The organism is Mycobacterium sp. MAC_080597_8934 (assembly GCF_000523975.1).
In the GTDB taxonomy this organism is placed as follows: Bacteria; Actinomycetota; Actinomycetes; order Mycobacteriales; family Mycobacteriaceae; genus Mycobacterium; species Mycobacterium avium.
Genome location: NZ_JAOS01000019.1, coordinates 206,494 through 222,631, shown reverse-complemented (window position 1 = coordinate 222,631; position 16,138 = coordinate 206,494). Strand labels below are relative to the sequence as shown.

At 72.1% G+C, this 16,138-nt stretch carries 15 protein-coding genes; 10 read left to right on the top strand and 5 right to left on the bottom strand.

What is annotated here, in order from left to right:
* Positions 1 to 2: 2 nt before the first annotated feature.
* Complete coding sequence (locus tag NF20_RS09895) at positions 3 to 392, bottom strand: MmcQ/YjbR family DNA-binding protein (protein ID WP_009977728.1); 390 nt, start codon at positions 390 to 392, stop codon at positions 3 to 5.
* Between the two features lie 101 nt (positions 393 to 493).
* Here NF20_RS09895 and NF20_RS09890 point away from each other — a divergent pair, with 101 nt between their 5' ends.
* Together NF20_RS09890 and NF20_RS09885 are read left to right on the top strand one after the other, a co-directional pair.
* Positions 494 to 1,417 carry a transglutaminase family protein gene (locus tag NF20_RS09890; protein WP_095762102.1) on the top strand — a complete coding sequence of 308 codons (924 nt, stop codon included), beginning with the start codon at positions 494 to 496 and terminating at the stop codon, positions 1,415 to 1,417.
* Positions 1,410 to 2,432 carry a zinc-binding metallopeptidase family protein gene (locus NF20_RS09885; RefSeq protein WP_019733914.1) on the top strand — a complete coding sequence of 341 codons (1,023 nt, stop codon included), beginning with the start codon at positions 1,410 to 1,412 and terminating at the stop codon, positions 2,430 to 2,432. Before NF20_RS09890 ends, NF20_RS09885 begins: the two co-directional genes overlap by 8 nt.
* Here the strand turns inward: NF20_RS09885 and NF20_RS09880 are convergent.
* Positions 2,429 to 5,092 carry a circularly permuted type 2 ATP-grasp protein gene (locus tag NF20_RS09880; protein WP_033710738.1) on the bottom strand — a complete coding sequence of 888 codons (2,664 nt, stop codon included), beginning with the start codon at positions 5,090 to 5,092 and terminating at the stop codon, positions 2,429 to 2,431. The genes NF20_RS09885 and NF20_RS09880 overlap by 4 nt on opposite strands.
* Positions 5,093 to 5,162: 70 nt before the next feature.
* The gene (locus NF20_RS09875; RefSeq protein ID WP_080687449.1) at positions 5,163 to 6,122 is read right to left on the bottom strand and encodes a hypothetical protein; all 960 of its coding nucleotides are present in this window, start codon (positions 6,120 to 6,122) and stop codon (positions 5,163 to 5,165) included.
* Positions 6,123 to 6,268: 146 nt separating this feature from the next.
* Here NF20_RS09875 and NF20_RS09865 point away from each other — a divergent pair, with 146 nt between their 5' ends.
* Both NF20_RS09865 and NF20_RS09860 read left to right on the top strand, forming a co-directional pair.
* Positions 6,269 to 7,621: a replication-associated recombination protein A gene (locus NF20_RS09865; RefSeq protein ID WP_033710735.1), complete on the top strand. Its 1,353-nt coding sequence runs from the start codon at positions 6,269 to 6,271 to the stop codon at positions 7,619 to 7,621.
* Positions 7,618 to 7,953: a hypothetical protein gene (locus tag NF20_RS09860; RefSeq protein ID WP_009977719.1), complete on the top strand. Its 336-nt coding sequence runs from the start codon at positions 7,618 to 7,620 to the stop codon at positions 7,951 to 7,953. Before NF20_RS09865 ends, NF20_RS09860 begins: the two co-directional genes overlap by 4 nt.
* 74 nt (positions 7,954 to 8,027) lie before the next feature.
* Here the strand turns inward: NF20_RS09860 and NF20_RS09855 are convergent, their stop codons facing one another.
* Complete coding sequence (locus tag NF20_RS09855; RefSeq protein ID WP_009977718.1) at positions 8,028 to 8,651, bottom strand: hypothetical protein; 624 nt, start codon at positions 8,649 to 8,651, stop codon at positions 8,028 to 8,030.
* 165 nt (positions 8,652 to 8,816) lie between these two features.
* Between NF20_RS09855 and NF20_RS09850 the strand changes: the two genes are divergently transcribed.
* The 6 genes from NF20_RS09850 (at position 8,817) to NF20_RS09825 (ending at position 15,034) form a co-directional block, all read left to right on the top strand.
* The gene (locus NF20_RS09850) at positions 8,817 to 9,206 is read left to right on the top strand and encodes a secondary thiamine-phosphate synthase enzyme YjbQ (RefSeq protein ID WP_170924229.1); all 390 of its coding nucleotides are present in this window, start codon (positions 8,817 to 8,819) and stop codon (positions 9,204 to 9,206) included.
* 83 nt (positions 9,207 to 9,289) lie between these two features.
* Complete coding sequence (alaS, locus tag NF20_RS09845; RefSeq protein WP_033710734.1) at positions 9,290 to 11,992, top strand: alanine--tRNA ligase; 2,703 nt, start codon at positions 9,290 to 9,292, stop codon at positions 11,990 to 11,992.
* A complete protein-coding gene (gene ruvX / locus NF20_RS09840) occupies positions 11,993 to 12,496 on the top strand; it encodes a Holliday junction resolvase RuvX (RefSeq protein ID WP_033710732.1) in 504 nt (167 codons plus the stop codon).
* Positions 12,489 to 13,736, top strand: coding sequence for an endolytic transglycosylase MltG (locus tag NF20_RS09835; protein ID WP_011725461.1), 1,248 nt, complete (start codon positions 12,489 to 12,491; stop codon positions 13,734 to 13,736). The genes ruvX and NF20_RS09835 overlap by 8 nt, the downstream gene beginning before the upstream one ends.
* Entirely contained in the window at positions 13,711 to 14,595 is an 885-nt protein-coding gene (locus tag NF20_RS09830) for a shikimate dehydrogenase (protein ID WP_011725460.1), read from the top strand. Before NF20_RS09835 ends, NF20_RS09830 begins: the two co-directional genes overlap by 26 nt.
* A 10-nt stretch (positions 14,596 to 14,605) precedes the next feature.
* Entirely contained in the window at positions 14,606 to 15,034 is a 429-nt protein-coding gene (locus tag NF20_RS09825) for a prepilin peptidase (protein ID WP_009977712.1), read from the top strand.
* A gap of 6 nt (positions 15,035 to 15,040) precedes the next feature.
* Here the strand turns inward: NF20_RS09825 and NF20_RS09820 are convergent, their stop codons facing one another.
* A complete protein-coding gene (locus NF20_RS09820) occupies positions 15,041 to 16,126 on the bottom strand; it encodes an LLM class flavin-dependent oxidoreductase (protein WP_009977711.1) in 1,086 nt (361 codons plus the stop codon).
* Positions 16,127 to 16,138: the final 12 nt, after the last annotated feature.

The following is a 16,138-nucleotide window of genomic DNA, read 5'->3' as shown; positions in this document are numbered from 1 at the left end:
GCTCACCGCGAGTCGGCCAGGAACTCCTGCACCAGTTTCCGCGGCGCCTGGGTCAGCCACGCCTCGGTGATCAGCTCCTCGAGGTCGCGCACCGAGATGGCGTCCAGGTTGACCAGCACCGCGGGATAGCCGTCGAAATGCGGGGTGGTGAAGAAGGTCTGCGGCGCGTCGTCGATCAGCGCGAACTTGACGCCCTCGTCGGCCACCCGGACACCGAGGACGTCGCCCGGGGTGGGCTCGGCGCCGGTGCGGGCCAGCGCTTCCCGCTCGGAGGGCCGCAGCGGGCGCTCCCAGGCCAGCAACTTCTTGCCGACCCGCCAGTCGTGCGGTGACGGCTCGGAGGTGAGGGCCAGCTCACCCACGATGCGGGCGACGTCGTACCACGTGGCCACGCTCTCGATTGTGCTCCCGTTTCGGCGCGGCCGCCGCCGGATCGGCAAACGCGGCGGCATCGCGACCGCGGCGGCGGCCCCGGTGTGATGTGATCAGCCTTGTGCCCGAAGCCGATCAGCAGGCCGACGGCGGGGCCGCCCGCCGCCACCGCGTCACCCACCGCACCGAGTACCGCTACTCCGACGTGGTGACCAGCTCCTACGGCCGGGGTTTCCTGACGCCGCGGGACTCGCTGCGGCAGCGCTGCGTCGCCCATCGGCTGACCATCGACCCGGCCCCGGCCGACAGCTCCACCAGCACCGACTGCTACGGCAACATCAGCTCCTATTTCCACGTCACTGAACCGCACCACAGCCTGACGGTGACCAGCGATTCCATCGTCGACGTCAACCCGCCGGCGCCGGGCCTGTACACCACCGGGCCGGCGGTGCAGCCCTGGGAGGCGGCCCGCCCGGCCGGCCGCCGCGGGGCGCTGGCAACCGAATTCACCCTGGACCTCGACCCGCCGGAGATCACCGACGAGGTGCGCGACTACGCCGCACCCAGTTTCGCGCCCGGGCGGCCGCTGATCGAGGTGCTGCGGGACCTGGCGTCGCGGATCTTCACCGACTTCACCTACCGGAGCGGGTCGACGACGATCTCCACCGGGGTCGCCGAGGTTCTGGCGGCCCGCGAAGGGGTATGCCAGGACTTTGCGCGGCTGGCGATCGCCTGCCTGCGCGCCCACGGGTTGGCGGCCAGCTACGTGTCCGGGTATCTGGCCACCGACCCCCCTCCCGGAAAGGACCGGATGATCGGCATCGACGCCACCCACGCCTGGGCCGCCGTGTGGACCCCGCACGAGCCCGGTCAATTCGAGTGGCTGGGAGTGGATCCCACTAACGACCAGATGATCGACGAGCGCTACATCGTGGTGGGACGCGGCCGCGACTACGCCGACGTCCCGCCGCTGCGGGGCATCATCTACACCAACTCACAGCACAGCGTGATCGACGTGTCCGTCGACGTGGTGCCCTATGCGTGACTTCACCTGCCCCAAGTGCGGCCAGCGCCTAACCTTCGAGAACTCCACCTGCCTGAATTGCGGTAGCGCGCTGGGGTTTTCGATCGAGCAGATGGCACTGCTGGTGATCTCGGAGGACGAGACGAGCGGGCACGCCGGCTTCGTGCCCGCCAGCGAATACCAGTTGTGCGCCAATCTGCTTCTGGCCGAATGCAATTGGCTGGTCCCGGTGAACGAGCCGCGGTTGCTGTGCGCGTCCTGCGTGCTGACCACCGAGCGGCCCAACGACGCCGACACCGTGGGGCTGGCCGAGTTCGCCCGCGCCGAGGCGGCCAAACGCCGGCTGATCGCCGAGCTGCACGAGCTGCGGCTGCCGATCGTCGGGCGTGATCAGGACCCCGACTACGGCCTGGCCTTCCGGCTGCTGTCCAGCGCGCACGAGAACGTGCTGACCGGTCACCAGAACGGGGTCATCACACTGGATTTGGCCGAGGGCGACGACGTGCACCGCGAACAGCTGCGGGTCGAGATGGACGAGCCGTACCGGACGCTGCTCGGGCACTTCCGGCACGAGATCGGGCACTACTACTTCTACCGGCTGATCGCCCCGCACCCCGACCACCTGCGCCGGTTCAACGAGCTGTTCGGCGATCCCGACGCCGACTATCAGCAGGCGCTGGACCGGCACTACAGCGAGGGCGCGCCGGAGGGCTGGCAGGAGAACTTCGTCTCGTCATATGCCACCATGCACGCCAGCGAGGATTGGGCCGAGACGTTCGCCCACTACCTGCACATCCGCGACACGCTGGACACCTCGGCGTGGTGCGGGCTGGCCCCGGCGTCGGCCACCATCGATCGTCCGGCGTTGGGGCCCAGCGCTTTTCAGACGATCATCGACACGTGGCTGCCGTTGTCGTGGTCACTGAACATGGTGAACCGGTCCATGGGCCACGACGACCTGTACCCGTTCGTGCTGCCGGCCGCGGTGCTGGAGAAGATGCAGTTCATCCACGCCGTGGTCGACGGGGCCGGTTAGGCCGGCATCACGCGGCGCACGTCGGGACCCCACAGCGGCTGCATGCCGCCGGGCAGCGCCAGCTGGGTGGTGGTGAGCACCTCGGCCAGGCTGCGCAGCTCGGCGTGCACCGAATCGAGCAGCTCGGCGAGCTCGGCGCGCCGCCCGTCGTCGCTGATGCGTTCCAGCTCCGCGGGATGCGACCGGCGCAGCCGGGTGCCGATCTCGTCGACCAGCCGTTCCGGGCGCGACGACCCGGATGCACCGGGCAGGTCCTTGAGGTCGGCGCGCAGCCGCTCCACCTGGTAGAGCAGCGACCGCGGGTTCTGCGCGTCGAACAGCATCAGCTCGGCCATCGCGGCCACGCTCACCTTGCCCGCCGTGCGGCGCCGGTAGCTGACCGAGGACTCGCAGGCCACCAGCGTCGACTCGAGGATGGTCTGTTCGGCGGCCGCGCCGCGCACCACGGTGAGCGTGGCCCGCAGCAGCGCCGTCAGCCACAGGCCGCGTTCGATCCGCTTGCCGATGTCCATCATGGTCCAGCCGACGTCGCGCACCATCGACTCGCCGGCCACCCCGGACAGGGTCAGCATCCCGGCCAGCGTCTGGGTCTGCGCCGCGGTGAGCAGCGCGTCGGCCTCGGCCAGCGAGTCCGGCGGTTCACTGTCCAGCGCCAGCGCCCGCTCCACCCCGGCCAGCACCATCCAGGTGTCGTTGGACATCTGGTCGCGCACCGCCCGCGCGGCCAGCGCCAGCCCCTCCACCGACTGCACCAGCGAGCCGGGCCGCTGCGGGTCGACGGTCAGCGACCACAGCGTGGAGGGCGCGACGGCGATCGTCTCGGCCGCATCGCCACCGGCCGCGGCGCCGGTGCCGGTGTCGGTGCCCGTGATGCGGCCCAGCGCGGCCATCAGCACCGGCACGCACTCGCTTTCCTCGCTGTGCTGGTGATGGCGGTAGACGTGGAAGCGGTCGCGGGTGACGATGAGCAGCCGGGCCATGCTCTCCGCGCGCTCGCCGTACCGCCCGATCCAGAACAGCTCGGACAGCACCCGCGGGGAGCTGACGGCCCAGGTGCCCGCGGCCGTCTTCGCCGGCGGCTCCACGGCGGGCACGCCGACCGCCTCGGCCCGGGCCCGCTCGGTCGGACGCACCCAGACATCCTTGGCCGCAACGCTTTTCAACGTGTACGCCGCCGGTCCTGCGGCCAGCAGGTAGCCGATGCCGCCGATCATCGGCGCGTAGCCGCCGCGCTGGGCCACGGTGAACAGCCGGATGCCGACCCCGGCCGACGACAACACGCCGGCGTGATCGGTCGGCGCCGAGGAGAACTGCGGCAGCTCCTGGCCGATCCACTGCCACGGCGCCGTCTCGATCCGGGCCGCCAGCTGGGCCAGCTGCCGCGACGAAAGCGCCGGCCCGACAAGCGTTTTCCCGCCCACCGTGGACTTCACCAGCAGCGACGCCAGATTGGCCAGCAGGTGTGAACGTTCGGCGTCGATGCCGCCCCAGTAGACCGGCGCGCTGGGCAGTAGCAGCGTTTCGGACAGCAGGTGCCGTGCCATCTCCGGCAGAAAACGTTGCAGCCCAGGGTTTTCCAGAATTCCGCTGCCCAGGGTGTTGACGACGGTCACCGTCCCGCGATGCTGCGCCTCCACCAGGCCGGCCACCCCGAGCCGGGAGTCGGCGCGCAGGTCCAGCGGATCGCAGTACTCGGCGTCGACCCGGCGGAGCACCACGTCGACCCGTTTCAGCGTCCCCAGCGAACGCATCCACACCATGCCGTCGCGCACCACCAGGTCGGCGCTCTCCACCAGCGGGAAACCCAGCAGGGTGGCCAGATAGGCCTGGTCGAACGCCGTCTCGGAGTAGATGCCCGGCGACAGCACCACCACCACCGGGTCCTGGGCGACGTCGGGCGCCGCGTCGATCAGCGCCAGCCGCAGCGCCTGCGCGAACGGTGTGGTGGGCCGCGGTGCGATCCGCTCGTACAGGTCGGGAATCGCGTGCGCCACCACCCGCCGATCGGCCAGCGCGTAGCCGGCGCCCGAGGGCGCCTGGGTGCGGTCGGCGTTGACGGCGAAGCCGCCGTCCGGGCGCCGGCTGACATCGCAGGCGTGCATGAAAAGCTGGTGACGGCCCGGGATTTCGATGCCGTTGGCGGCGCGCAGGTAGCCGGGATGGCCGAACAGCAGCTCCGGGGGCAGCACGCCCTCGGTGAGCAGGCTGCGCGGCCCGTACAGGTCGGCCAGCACCGCGTCGAGCACCCGCGACCGCTGCAGCAGCCCGGCCTCCAGCGGCTCCCAGTCGGCCGCCGACAGCACGATCGGCAGGGTGTCCAGCTGCCAGGGCCGCGGCTCCTGGCCGCGGCCGCCGGGCTCGACGTCGGTGTAGGTGATGCCGTCGTGGTCGATCAGGCCGCGGACCACCGAGCGCAGCCGGTCCAGCCCGGCGCGGCCGCGTTCGCCGATGGCGTCGGCCAGCTCGGTCCAGGCCGGGCGCACCTTGCCGTCGGGGCCGACGAATTCGTCGTAGCCGCTCGCCGGGCCCTGTCGCAGGTCGAACAGCGCCTGCTGGGCCCGCGCCGCCCGGTACCCGGCCAGCAGGCGGTCGGCGTCGTAGGAGCCGCCGGCGGCCGCCGAGGGTCCACCGGTGCCGAATGTCTTGTCCGCAAACGCCATTACAGCTGCACGGTACGCACGCGGCGCGGCCGGGGGAGCCCGGCGCGCCGGGAGTGGCCGCGGCCGGCCGCTACGCCGGCGGGGCCCCCGGCGGCGGGCCGGGCTGATAGCCGGGCGGCGGGCCGGGCTGGTAGCCCGGCGGCGGCGCCACCTGGCCGCCGGACAGCTTGCGGTAGGCGTAGATCCCGACCAGGGCGGCGACCGGCGCGGCCAGCAGCAGCCCGACTCCACATGCCAGGGCTCCGACCACCACCAGCGCGAACTCGGCCAGCCAAACCAGCAGGGCGTTGGCGAAGTTCGCGGTGACGGTGGAGAAGCTGGAGCTGAGTGCCTTGACGGCCGACTCCGACCGGTCGATGGCGTACGGGATGGTGAACTGGGCGAAGAGGCCCAGGATCAGGCCGGGCAGGAAGCACAGCGCCGAGGCGATCGAGGTGAGTATGCCGACCAGCAGCGCGGCCAGGAACACCATGCCGAAGTTGCGCGGCTTGAAGAACGACCCGATGGTCACCGGGCGGCCGTCGGCCAGGTCGAGGCAGCCGGACAGGTAGGCGGATTGGGCGAACGCGCCCACCAGGTAGGCGACCAGGTAGCCCAGCACCAGCAGCGCCATCCCGCCGCCGTTGAGGTTCGCGGTGAAGGTGAAGTAGTCGTCGCCGGAGCCGCCGCCGGAGGTGCCGACGTCCTGGCTCAGCCCGATCAGCGTGGAGGCACCGCCCAGCACCACCAGGTAGACCAGCGTCGGAACGATCAGCGCCACAGGGTTTTTGGTGAAGGCGTTCCACGCCCAGCCGAACGCCTCGCCCACGCTGAACGCGGGCTTGGGCGGGCCGCCGAACCCGGGTGGGGGGCCGTAGCCCGGGGGCGGGCCGTAGCCGGGCGGGGGCGCCCCGTAGCCGGGCGGCGGGCCATAGCCCGGCGGCGGTGGGGGAGGCGTGCCGTAGCCCGGCGGCGGGCCGTACCCCGGCGGCGGGCCGTACCCCGGCGGCGGCTCGGGCGGCGTGCCTGGATATTCGGGGGGCTGGCTCATGTCCGTCCTTGCTGTTGGATTTCCGCCGGCTCGACTTACCGGGAGCGAACGCGCACCGGATTCGGCAAACCGGAACTTAGCAAAGATGACGCCGGCGCGCGCGGGTCGACGGCCGCGAGCCGGCTTGCGCGTCGCCGCCGCGTGGTATGCCTGAAGCCGTGTCCGACGGTCTGTTCGACCTGCCCGGCGCGCCGCCGCCGGGCGACCACGGCCTGGGCGTGCCGGCCGGTGCGCCGCTGGCGGTCCGGATGCGCCCGGCGTCGCTGGACGAGGTGGTAGGGCAGGACCACCTGCTGGCCCCCGGGTCGCCGCTGCGCCGCCTGGTGGAGGGCTCGGGCGTGGCATCGGCCATCCTGTACGGGCCGCCGGGCAGCGGCAAGACCACGCTGGCCGCGCTGATCTCCCAGGCGACCGGCCGCCGGTTCGAGGCGCTCTCGGCGCTGTCGGCGGGTGTCAAGGACGTGCGCGCGGTGATCGAGAGCGCGCGCACCGCGCTGTTGCGCGGCGAGCAGACCGTGCTGTTCATCGACGAGGTGCACCGGTTCTCCAAGACCCAGCAGGACGCCCTGCTGTCCGCGGTGGAGAACCGGGTGGTGCTGCTGGTGGCGGCCACCACGGAGAACCCGTCCTTCTCGGTGGTGGCGCCGCTGCTGTCCCGGTCGCTGATCCTGCAGCTGCGGCCGCTGAGCGCCGACGACATCCGCACCGTGGTGCGCCGCTCGATCGACGACCCGCGCGGCCTGGGCGGGCGGGTCCGGGTCGCGCCCGAGGCCGTCGACCTGCTGGTGCGGCTGGCCGCAGGCGATGCCCGGCGGGCGCTGACGGCGCTGGAGGTGGCCGCCGAGGCCGGCGAATCGGTCACCGTGCAGACCGTCGAGCAGTCCCTGGACGAGGCCGCGGTGCGCTACGACCGCGACGGCGACCAGCACTACGACGTGATCAGCGCCTTCATCAAATCGGTCCGCGGCTCGGACGTGGACGCCGCGCTGCACTATCTGGCCCGCATGCTGGTGGCGGGGGAGGACCCGCGCTTCATCGCGCGCCGGCTGATGATCCTGGCCAGCGAGGACATCGGCATGGCCGACCCGGCCGCGCTGCAGGTGGCGGTGGCGGCCGCTCAGACGGTGGCGCTGATCGGCATGCCCGAGGCGCAGCTCACCCTGGCGCACTGCACCGTCTATCTGGCCACCGCGCCGAAGTCCAACGCGGTCACCGCCGCGCTGGGCGCGGCGATGAGCGACATCAAGGCCGGCAAGGCCGGCCTGGTGCCCGCCCACCTGCGCGACGGACACTATTCGGGTGCGGCGGCGCTGGGCCACGCCCAGGGCTACCAGTACTCCCACGACCACCCGGATGGTGTTGTGGCACAACAGTATCCGCCGGACGAGCTGGTCGGTGTGGACTACTACCGGCCCACAGGCCGCGGCGCCGAGCGGGAAATGGCCGGGCGGCTGGACCGGCTGCGCGCGATCATCCGCAACAAGAGGGGACGGTCATGAAAGTCTTCACCGACGAGGAGATGGGCCGGCTGCTGACCACCGCCAAGCCCTACAGCGTCGTCATCCTCAAGCGCGGCCCCGGGTTCGGCGACGAGTCAGCGGCCGGCGTGATCTGGGAGCACGGCCGGCGCAATTTCGGGCTGCGCGACGACGGCGTGCTCGCGGTGGTGCTGCCGGTCAGCGACGGGTCCGACGTCTGCGGCGTCGGGGTGTTCGCGGCGACGGTCGACGAGACCACCCGGATCATGAGCGAGGACCCCGGGGTCGCGGCGGGCGTCTTCACCTACGAGGTGCACGCCTGCCGCGGGTTCCCCGGCGACGCCTTGCCCTAAGCGCGCCGAGCGTCACGCTGGCGTGACGCTCGACCGCCGCCGCCACGCTGGCGTGACGCTCGCGAGCGCGCCCCCTAGACCAGCTCGGGCACCCGCAGGTGGGCGATCGCCAGCTCGAACTCGGCGACGTCGATCACCTCCGCGCCCAGCTCGCGCACCCGCCTGCTGCGCAGCTCGGTGGCCCGGTCGCGGTTGCGGGCCATCGCGTCCATCGAGTCGAACGTCGAGCAGGCCACGGCCCGGCGGCAGGCCGGGTGGTCGACCATCAGGCTGGCGCTGCAGAACCCGTCGAGCTGCTCGAGCTCGGGCAGCACCGAGGACCGGTAGAACTCCAGCGACCGGCTGAGCTGGTCGGGCACCACCTTGAGCCAGGTGGCGCGCACGCAGGCGCCGTCCCGGGACGGGTGGTCACGGTGCAGCAGCGCGATGTCCCACTCCTCGACCCGCGCGCTGCCGTCGAACATCAACGCGGCCCGGTCCCGGATGGGCGCCACCCGCGCGGCGCTGCCCCGCATGGCGTCGATCGACTCCCACGAGCTGGTCGCGATGCAGGTGCCGGACTGCCGGTCCACCAACAGCGACAGCCCCACGCACCCGTCGATCTCGGTCAGGGCGGGCATGACGACATCGCGAACGTGCGCAATTCCGATGTCGATCGACAGGGGTTGCGCCTGGATGGTGGTAGAGCGTGCGTACACGGTCGACCCCTTCCGTGTCGGGGTGGCACCCCGGTGGCGCCACCGGTCCCACCAGTTACCTTCCTCTCACCGGTGGCGGCCCGCAATGCCCAAATGTGGTCGCGCTCACAAACGATTGGCTGGTCGCGACGCCCGCGCCGTAGGCTGGTTCGAATGCATACCGATGTGTTGGACGTGGACACCTCCCGTCGCCGCATCGTCGATCTCACCGAGGCGGTGCGCGGGTTCTGCTGGTCCCGCGGTGACGGCCTGTGCAACGTGTTCGTCCCGCACGCGACGGCCGGGGTGGCCGTCATCGAGACGGGCGCCGGCTCCGACGACGACCTGGTCGACACGCTGGAGCGGCTGCTGCCCCGCGACGACCGGTACCGGCACGCGCACGGCTCCCCGGGCCACGGCGCCGACCACGTGCTGCCGGCCCTGGTCGCGCCGTCGGTGACGGTCCCGGTTTCGGCGGGGGAGCCGATGCTGGGCACCTGGCAGAGCATCGTGCTGGTCGACCTCAACCGCGACAACCCGCAACGCTCCGTGCGGCTGAGCTTTTTGGAGGGCTAGCGGCGCGGTGGTCCAATATTCCAGCGAATAGGCTGGGATTACACGTCAACGCAGAAAAGCAACGGGAAGAAGCGGGCTGGAAAGTGCAGACACACGAGATCAGGAAGCGATTTCTTGATCACTTCGTGAAGGCGGGCCACACCGAGGTGCCGAGCGCGTCGGTGATCCTCGACGACCCCAACCTGCTGTTCGTCAACGCGGGCATGGTCCAGTTCGTGCCCTACTTCCTGGGCGCGCGCACGCCGCCGTACCCGACGGCCACCAGCATCCAGAAGTGCATCCGCACCCCCGACATCGACGAGGTCGGCATCACCACCCGGCACAACACCTTCTTCCAGATGGCCGGCAACTTCTCGTTCGGCGACTACTTCAAGCGCGAGGCCATCGAACTGGCGTGGACGCTGCTGACGGGCAGCGTCGAGCAGGGCGGCTACGGCCTTGACCCCGAACGCATCTGGACGACGGTCTATTTCGACGACGACGAGGCCGTGCGGCTGTGGCAGGAGATCGCCGGGCTGCCCGCGGAGCGCATCCAGCGCCGCGGCATGGAGGACAACTACTGGTCGATGGGCATCCCTGGCCCGTGCGGCCCGTCCTCGGAGATCTACTACGACCGCGGCGAGGAGTTCGGCGTGGGCGGCGGGCCGATCGCCAACGAGGACCGCTACGTCGAGCTGTGGAACCTGGTGTTCATGCAGAGCGAGCGCGGCGAGGGCACCTCCAAGACCGACTTCGAGATCCTGGGGCCGTTGCCGCGCAAGAACATCGACACCGGCATGGGTGTGGAGCGGGTCGCGTTCGTGCTGCAGGGCGTGCACAACGTCTACGAGACCGACCTGCTGCGGCCCGTCATCGACGCGGTCGCCGCCCGCGCCCCGCGGCCCTACGACGCCGGCAACCACGACGACGACGTGCGCTACCGGATCATCGCCGACCACAGCCGCACCGCGGCCATCCTGATCGGCGACGGCGTCACCCCGGGCAACGACGGCCGCGGCTACGTGCTGCGCCGGCTGCTGCGCCGGGTCATCCGCTCGGCCCGGCTGCTCGACATCGAGGGGCCCATCGTCGGTGACCTGATGGCCACCGTGCGCGACGCGATGGGCCCGTCGTATCCCGAACTGGTCACCGACTTCGACCGGATCGCCCGCATCGCCGTCGCCGAGGAGACCGCGTTCAACCGCACCCTGGCGGCCGGCTCCAAACTGTTCGACGAAGTGGCCAGCACCACCAAAGCCACTGGGGCGAAATCGATTTCGGGCTCCGACGCGTTCACGTTGCACGACACCTACGGGTTCCCGATCGAACTCACGCTGGAGATGGCGTCCGAGGCCGGGCTGCAGGTGGACGAGGTGGGCTTCCGCGAGCTGATGGCCGAGCAGCGCCGCCGGGCCAAGGCCGACGCCGCCGCCCGCAAGCACGCGCACGCCGACCTGACCGCGTATCGCGAACTGGTCGACGCGGGCCCCACCGAGTTCACCGGTTTCGACGAATTGTCCTCGGAGGCAAGGATTCTGGGGATCTTCGTGGACGGTAAACGGGTGCCGGTGGTCACCCACGGCGGCGACGGCGCGGACCGGGTCGAGCTGGTGCTGGACCGCACCCCGCTCTACGCCGAGTCCGGCGGGCAGATCGCCGACGAGGGCACCATCAGCGGCACCGGCGCCGGCGAGAGCGCCCGGGCCGCCGTCACCGACGTGCAGAAGATCGCCAAAACCCTGTGGGTGCACCGGGTCAACGTCGAGTCCGGTGAATTCGTGGAGGGCGACACCGTGATCGCCGCGGTCGACCCGCAGTGGCGCCGCGGCGCCACCCAGGGCCACTCGGGCACCCACATGGTGCACGCCGCGCTGCGACAAGTGCTGGGGCCCAACGCCGTTCAGGCGGGCTCCCTGAACCGCCCGGGCTACCTGCGTTTCGACTTCAACTGGCAGGGCCCGCTGACCGAGGAGCAGCGCACCCAGATCGAAGAGGTGACCAACCAGGCCGTGCAGGCCGACTTCGAGGTGCACACCTTCACCGAGCAGCTGGAGAAGGCCAAGGCGATGGGGGCCATCGCGCTGTTCGGCGAGAGCTACCCCGAGCAGGTGCGGGTGGTGGAGATCGGCGGCCCGTTCTCGCTGGAGCTCTGCGGCGGCACGCACGTGCACAACTCCGCGCAGATCGGGCCGGTAACCATCCTGGGCGAATCCTCGGTCGGCTCCGGGGTGCGCCGGGTGGAGGCCTACGTCGGGCTGGACTCGTTCCGGCACCTGGCCAAGGAACGCGCGCTGATGGCGGGGCTGGCGTCGTCGCTGAAGGTGCCGTCGGAGGAGGTGCCGGCCCGGGTGGCCAACCTGGTGGAGCGGCTGCGGGCCGCGGAGAAGGAACTCGAGCGGATGCGGCTGGCCTCCGCGCGGGCCGCGGCCGGCAACGCCGCCGCGGGCGCGGAGCGGATCGGTAACGTCCGCGTGGTGGCGCAGCGGATGTCCGGCGGGATGACGGCGGCCGACCTGCGCTCGCTGGTCGGTGACATCCGCGGCAAGCTGGGCAGCGATCCGGCGGTGGTCGCGCTGATCGCCGAGGGTGAGGGCGGGTCGGTGCCGTACGCAGTCGCCGCCAACCAGGCCGCCCAGGATCTCGGCATCCGGGCCAACGACCTGGTCAAGCAGCTGGCGGCGCCGGTCGACGGGCGCGGCGGCGGCAAGGCGGACCTGGCGCAGGGATCGGGCAAGGATCCGGCCGGCATCGACGCGGCGCTGGACGCCGTGCGTTCCGAGATCGCCGCGATAGCGCGGGTCGGTTGAGTGGTCTTGACACAGCACCGCGTCCCCGACCGGCCCGGCGACCCTGACCAGGACCCCGGCCGGGGCCGGCGGGTCGGCATCGACGTGGGCAGCGTGCGCATCGGGGTGGCCTGCAGCGACCCCGACGCCGTGCTGGCCACCCCGGTGGAGACCGTGCGCCGCGACCGCTCCGGCAAACACCTGCGCCGGCTGGCCGCGCTGGTCACCGAGCTCGGGGCCGTCGAGGTCGTCGTCGGGCTGCCGCGCACCCTGGCCGACCGCACCGGCGCGTCGGCGCTGGACGCCATCGACCTGGCCGACCAGTTGGCCCGGCGGATCGCGCCCACCCCGGTGCGGCTGGCCGACGAGCGGCTGACCACCGTGGCCGCGCAGCGCTCGCTGCGCGCCGCCGGGGTGCGCGCCAAGGAACAGCGTGCGGTGATCGACCAGGCGGCGGCGGTGGCCATCCTGCAGAGCTGGCTGGACCAGCGCCGCGCGGCGGTCCGGGAGGCCGGCGATGGTTGACAGCGCCCGCCGCGAGCGCGCCGAGCCCGAGGCGGTGGGACCGCCGCGGCGCAGGTCCAGCCGGATGGCCCGGAACAGGGCCGAGCGGGGCCGGCGCCGGCGGCGCTTCGCCCTACGCGCCGCGCTGGCGCTGCTGGTCGTCGTGGTGCTGGCCGGGGTGTTCGCCGGCGGCAAGCTGTGGCACACCGTGTTCGGGCCGGGCGACGACTACAGCGGCAGCGGCGAGCGCGACCTGGTGATCCAGATCCAGGCCGGCGACTCCACCACCATGGTCGGCGAGACGCTGCACAACCAGCACGTGGTCAAGACGGTGCGGGCGTTCGTCAACGCCGCGCACGGCAACAGCAAGATCGACTCCATCCAGCCCGGCTTCTACCGGATGCGCACCGAGATCCCGGCCTCCGACGCCGTCGCCCGGCTGGCCGACCCCAACAGCCGGGTGGGCCGGTTGGTCATCCCGGAGGGCCGTCAGCTCGACGACACCACCGACATGAAGACCAACAAGGTCAACCCCGGCATCTTCACCCTGATCTCCCAGGCCACCTGCGTGGACCTGGACGGCAACCGGCGCTGCGTGCCGGTGCAGCAGCTGCGCGCGGCCGCGACCAACAGCACCACCGCGGCGCTGTCGGTGCCGCCGTGGGCGCTGGAACCGGTCAACGAGCTGGGCAGGGACCACCGCCGGATCGAGGGGCTGATCGCGCCGGGCACCTTCAACGTCGACCCGTCGGCGTCCCCGGAGAGCATCCTGGCCGGGCTGATCAGCGCCGGGGCCGAGGAGTACCTGAAGTCCGGGCTGGTGGACACCGCCCAGGCGATGGGCCTGTCGCCCTACGACATCCTGGTGGTGGCGTCGCTGGTGCAGCAGGAATCCAACACCCCGGACTTCGCCAAGGTCGCGCAGGTGATCTACAACCGGCTGCACGCCCACCACACGCTGGAATTCGACTCGACGGTCAACTACCCGCTGGACCGCCGCGAGGTGGCCACCAGCGACGCCGACCGGGGCCAGAAGACGCCGTGGAACACCTACGTGTCGCAGGGCCTGCCGGCCACCGCGATCTGTTCGCCCGGCATCGACGCGCTGCACGCCGCCGAGCACCCCGCGCCGGGGGACTGGCTCTACTTCGTCACCATCGACGCCGCCGGGACGACGCTGTTCACCAAGGACTATCAGCAGCACCTGGCCAACATCGAGCTGGCTAAGCACAACGGTGTCCTCGACAGCACCCCCCGCTAGCGGCGATCGCAAGCGCGGCGGAGCCGGGCGCAGCGGGTCGCCGCCCGGTCAAGCCGCCGGGCCCCGCAGGGCGGCCGTGCTGGGCAAGCCGATTGCCCACTCGAAATCCCCGCAGCTGCACCTGGCCGCCTACCGCGCGCTGGGCCTGCACGACTGGACCTACGAGCGCATCGAATGCGACGCCGACCAGCTGCCCGGCGTGGTCGGCGGGTTCGGCCCCGAGTGGGTCGGGGTGTCGGTGACCATGCCCGGCAAATTCGCCGCGCTGCGCTTCGCCGACGAGCGCACCGAGCGGGCGCGGCGGGTGGGATCGGCCAACACCCTGGTGCGCACCGCGACGGGCTGGCGGGCCGACAACACCGACATCGACGGCGTCGCCGGCGCGCTGGGCGCCGCTTCGGGATGGGCGCTGGTCTGTGGATCGGGCGGCACCGCGCCGGCGGCCGTCGCGGGCCTGGCCCAGCTGGGCGTCGCCGGCATCACCGTGGTGGCCCGCAACCCCGACAAGGCGGCCCGGCTGGTGCGCCTCGGCGACGAGCTGGGCGTGCCGACCCGGTTCTGCGCCCTGGACGGCGCGGGGCTGGCCGACGAGGTGGCCGCGGCCGAGGTGCTGGTCAGCACCCTGCCGGCGGAGGTGGCCGAACGCTATGCCGGCACCTTGGCGCGCGTCGGCGTGCTGCTCGACGCCGTCTACGACCCCTGGCCCACCCCGCTGGCCGCCGCGGTGAGCGCCGCCGGCGGCCGGGTGATCAGCGGCATGCAGATGCTGCTGCACCAGGCCTTCGCCCAGGTGGAACAGTTCACCGGGCTGCCCGCCCCGCGCGAAGCGATGACTTGCGCGGCGGCCGACGCGGATTAGGCTGCCGCGCATGCGAATTGCGGCCGCGGGCGCGGTGCTGACCTGGCTGGCGGTGTTGAGCTGCTACGACATCCGGCAACACCGGCTGCCCAACGCACTGACCCTGACCGGGGCCGCCGCGATCCTGGCGGCCGCCGGCCTGGCCGGGCGCGGGCCGTCGGCGCTGGCCGGAGCCGCCGCGCTGGCCGCGATTTATCTGCTGGTCCATGCGGTGGCGCCGGGCGGGATGGGCGCCGGGGACGTCAAGCTGGCGCTCGGAGTGGGCGCGCTGACCGGCTGCGGCGGGGTGGGCGTGTGGTTTCTGGCTGCCCTGGCCGCGCCGCTGCTCACCGCGCTGGTCGGGGTGCTCGCCCGGGTGCGCCGGGCCGGCCCGGCGGTGCCGCACGGGCCCTCGCTGTGCCTGGCCGCCGCGGCCGGCGCCGGGCTGGCCCTGTTCTGATCGGCCTCAGTTCGCCAGGGCGGTATGGCGCAGCAGCGGCAACAGCTGATCGCCGAGCCGGACCACCTCCGACTGGTACGGGGTGTCCGACAGCACGAAATGGCTCACCCCCAGGTCGGCGTAGGCGCGCAGCGCGGCGGCGACCTCGGCGGCCGAGCCGACCAGCCAGGTCGTCCCCGCGCCCTCGCCGCCGTACTTGCTCGGCGTGGTGTACAGGCAGGAATCGATCACCTCGCCGCGCGCGGCCAGGTCGTTGAGCCGCCGCTGCCCCTCGGAGCCCGCCGGGTCGTGCAGCAGCATCATGGTCGGGGTGCCGGCCAGCTTGGCGACCTTCGCCTCGGCGTCGCGCCAGGCCTGCTCGGAGGTGTCGCGCACCAGGGTGGTCACCCGCAGGCCGAACTCCAGCGGCGGGTGCTCGCGACCGAGCTTGTCCGACAACGACTTCAGCCGGTCGATGCGTTCGGCGATGCCGTCCAGCGACTCGCCCCAGAACAGCTGGACGTCGGCGTCGGTCGCGGCGACCTGCTCGGCGGCCGGCGAGGCCCCACCGAAATACAGCTTCGGGTGCCGGCCCTGCTCGGCACCGAGCGGGCGCGGCCGCAGCGTCGAGTGCTCGACGCGGAAGAACTCGCCGTGGAAGGTGACGTCGTCCTGCGTCCACAACCGGCGGAGCAGCCGGATGAATTCGCGGGTGCGGTCGTACCGGCGGGACTTGTCGACCTCGGTGTCGCCGTAGGCGGCGACGTCGTCGGCCCCGCTGACGATGTTGACCAACAGCCGGCCGCCGTTGAGCCGGTCCAGGGTGGCGGCCGCGCTGGCGAAATGCGCCGGATGCCAGTAGCCGGGCCGGACCGCCACCAGCGGCGCGAAGGCGGTGGTGCGCGCGGCGATCGCGGTGGCGACGGTGAAGGTGTCCGGCCGTCCCCAGCCGGTGCCGATCAGCGCGCCCTCCCAACCGTGTTGCTCGGCGCGCGACGCCAGGTCCACCGAGTAGTCCAGGCTGCCCCAGCCGTCGACGGTGTCGTCACCGCGATGGCCCGGCTCGACGGTGTTCGGGATGTACCAGAGAAATCGGCTAGCCTCGGCGGGCACCGCGCACCTTCC